General features: G+C 62.2%; 2 protein-coding genes. One reads left to right on the top strand and one right to left on the bottom strand.

What is annotated here, in order from left to right:
- The first annotated feature begins 38 nt into the window (after positions 1-38).
- A complete protein-coding gene (gene uvrA / locus A2I95_RS28105) occupies positions 39-2,897 on the top strand; it encodes an excinuclease ABC subunit UvrA (protein WP_291735210.1) in 2,859 nt (952 codons plus the stop codon).
- Between the two features lie 117 nt (positions 2,898-3,014).
- Here the strand turns inward: uvrA and A2I95_RS28100 are convergent.
- Positions 3,015-3,439, bottom strand: a 425-nt coding sequence (locus tag A2I95_RS28100; protein WP_291735208.1) for an excinuclease ABC subunit A, incomplete at its 5' end; no start/stop codon positions are given.

Genomic DNA, 3,439 nt, shown 5'->3' with positions numbered 1-3,439 from the left:
TTTGCCGCTGGTTTGGCAGGCGCGGGCACGGGGGCATTATGGCTGAGCTGAAATCCATCGAAGTGCGCGGCGCGCGCGAACATAATCTGAAGAGCATCGACGTGGATATTCCGCGCGATGAGCTGGTGGTGATCACCGGCCTGTCCGGCTCCGGCAAGTCATCCTTGGCGTTCGACACCATCTATGCCGAGGGTCAGCGCCGCTATGTGGAAAGCTTGAGCGCCTATGCGCGGCAGTTCCTCGACATGATGGAAAAGCCGGATGTGGATCACATCAGCGGTCTGTCCCCGGCAATCTCGATTGAGCAGAAGACGACATCGAAGAACCCGCGCTCCACTGTTGGCACGGTGACCGAGATCTATGATTACATGCGGCTGCTGTTTGCACGTGCCGGCACGCCCTATTCCCCCGCGACCGGCAAGCCGATTGAAGCGCAGCAGGTTCAGGACATGGTCGACCGGATCATGGAGATGGAGGCGGGCACCCGCGGCTATTTGCTGGCGCCGATCGTCCGCGACCGCAAGGGCGAGTACAAGAAGGAATTCCTGGAGCTGCGCAAGCAGGGGTTCCAGCGGGTGAAGGTGGACGGGGAGTTCTATGAACTGGACGAGCCGCCGGTGCTGGACAAGAAGTTCCGCCATGACATTGATGTGGTTGTGGACCGGCTGGTGGTCCGCGAAGGCATGGAAACCCGGCTGGCAGACAGTTTGCGTACCGCGCTGGATCTGGCCGATGGCATTGCCATTCTGGAAACCGCGCCGCGGGAGGGCGATCCGGAACGGATTACCTTTTCCGAGAATTTCGCCTGTCCGGTCAGCGGTTTCACCATTCCGGAGATTGAGCCGCGGCTGTTTTCCTTCAACGCGCCGTTCGGGGCCTGCCCGGAATGCGATGGGCTGGGGGTGGAGCTGTTCTTTGACGAGCGGCTGGTAGTGCCGGACCAGTCCCTGAAGGTCTATGACGGGGCGCTCGCGCCCTGGCGCAAGGGCAAGTCGCCCTATTTCCTGCAGACCATCGAGGCCATCGCCAAGCATTACGAGTTCAACAAGAACACTGTCTGGAAGGACTTGCCTGCCCATGTGCAGCAGGTGTTCCTGTACGGCTCCGGTGAAGAAGAGATCATGTTCCGCTATGACGAGGGCGGGCGCGTTTATCAGGTGGAGCGCACTTTTGAGGGGGTGATCCCCAACATGGAGCGGCGTTACCGCGAGACCGATTCCAATTGGATCCGCGAGGAGTTCGAACGCTACCAGAACAACCGCCACTGCCACCACTGCCAGGGCTACCGGCTGCGGGACGAGGCGCTGGCCGTGAAGATTGCCGGTGTTCATGCGGGCCAGGTGGTGCAGCTGTCGATCCGCGAGGCGCTGGCCTGGATCGAGGACGTGCCGAACCATCTGAGCCAACAGAAACAGGAGATTGCCCGCGCCATCGTCAAAGAGATCCGCGAGCGGCTGGGATTCCTGAACAACGTGGGGCTGGAATATCTGTCGCTGAGCCGCAATTCCGGCACGCTGTCTGGTGGCGAAAGCCAGCGGATCCGGCTGGCCTCGCAGATCGGCTCTGGCCTGACCGGGGTTCTGTATGTGCTGGACGAGCCGTCGATTGGTTTGCACCAGCGCGACAATGACCGGCTGATCGGCACCCTGAAGAACCTGCGCGACCAGGGCAACACGGTGATTGTGGTGGAGCATGACGAGGACATGATCCGGCAGGCGGACTACGTCTTTGACATCGGCCCCGGCGCCGGGGTGCATGGCGGTGAAGTTGTAAGCCACGGCACCCCCGGGGCGGTTGCGTCGGACGTGAATTCGATCACCGGCCAGTATTTGTCGGGCACACGCGAAATCGCGGTGCCAGCCAAACGGCGCAAGGGCAACAAGAAGAAAATCAAGGTGGTGAAAGCCACCGGCAACAACCTGAAAGAGGTGACGGCCGAGTTCCCGCTGGGTAAGTTCGTTTGCGTGACCGGCGTCTCCGGCGGCGGCAAGTCGACGCTGACGATTGAGACGCTGTTCAAGACCGCCTCGATGCGGCTGAACGGCGCGCGCCAGACCCCGGCGCCCTGCGAGACCATCAAAGGGCTGGAGCACCTGGACAAGGTGATCGACATCGACCAGCGCCCGATCGGGCGCACGCCGCGCTCGAACCCGGCGACCTATACCGGCGCCTTCACTCCGATCCGCGACTGGTTTGCCGGTCTGCCGGAGGCCAAGACGCGGGGGTATAAGCCGGGGCGGTTTTCCTTCAACGTCAAGGGCGGCCGCTGCGAGGCGTGCCAGGGCGATGGCGTCATCAAGATCGAAATGCACTTTTTGCCTGACGTTTATGTGACCTGCGAGACCTGCAAGGGCGCGCGCTATAACCGCGAGACGCTGGAGATCAAATTCAAGGGCAAGAGCATCGCTGATGTGCTTGATATGACTGTGGAAGATGCGCAGGGGTTCTTTCAGGCGGTACCTGCGATCCGCGACAAGATGGATGCGCTGATGCGGGTGGGTCTTGGCTATATCAAGGTAGGCCAGCAGGCGACCACGCTGTCGGGCGGCGAGGCACAGCGGGTGAAACTGTCCAAGGAACTGTCGAAACGGTCCACCGGACGGACGCTTTATATTCTGGACGAACCGACCACGGGGCTGCATTTCGAGGATGTGAAAAAGCTGCTGGAAGTGCTGCACGAGCTGGTGGAGCAAGGCAATTCTGTGGTTGTGATTGAGCATAATCTGGATGTGATCAAAACCGCCGACTGGATCATCGACATCGGCCCCGAGGGCGGCGATGGCGGTGGTGAGATTGTTGCAGCGGGCACGCCCGAGGCCGTGGCCGATGAGCCGCGCAGCCACACCGGGCGCTATCTGAAAGACATTCTGGCGGCCCGGAAGGTGGCCGCGGAATAAGTGAGAGGGGCGCTGCCCCGCCGGGGAAGGATGAGGGGCGCTGCCCTCTTGGCCTTCGGCCTATTCACCCCGGAGTATTTCTGGAAAGATGAAAGGGGGCGGTTTCGCCCTCTTTTTTCATGCAGTCTGCGCGGCGGCGGGGCGGGCCAGCATCAGCGGCACAAGGAACAGCAGCAGGAAGGGCGTGTTCATCACCACGTTGAACCAGGCGCCGGCGGCGAGGGAGCCGAGGCTGTCGGGGATGTACCAGGCCAGCAGCGCCGGGACCAGCAGACGGCGGCCCAGCGCGGGGTTGCTGCTGTAGATATGCTCTGTGACCAGATAGATCAGCACGCAGAAGCCGCACATCAGCCCGCCGCTGATTGCAGTCATCAGGGCGGCCGAGCCGGGAGTAAGCGCTTGGGCGCCGTCCACCGGCAGGAAGGCGAGATCGATGAACAGGCCGAGTGCCGTGCCCAGCGGGGTGGCCAGCGCCAGCACCATGGCAAGGCCGAAGGCGGCGGCGAGGATTGAGACAGTCTTGAGCATGCGGAGTGCTGCGG

It is taken from the genome of Leisingera sp. F5, assembly GCF_001593695.1.
Note: the sequence above shows the minus strand (reverse complement) of the source record. Positions and strands in the feature narration are given on the sequence as shown.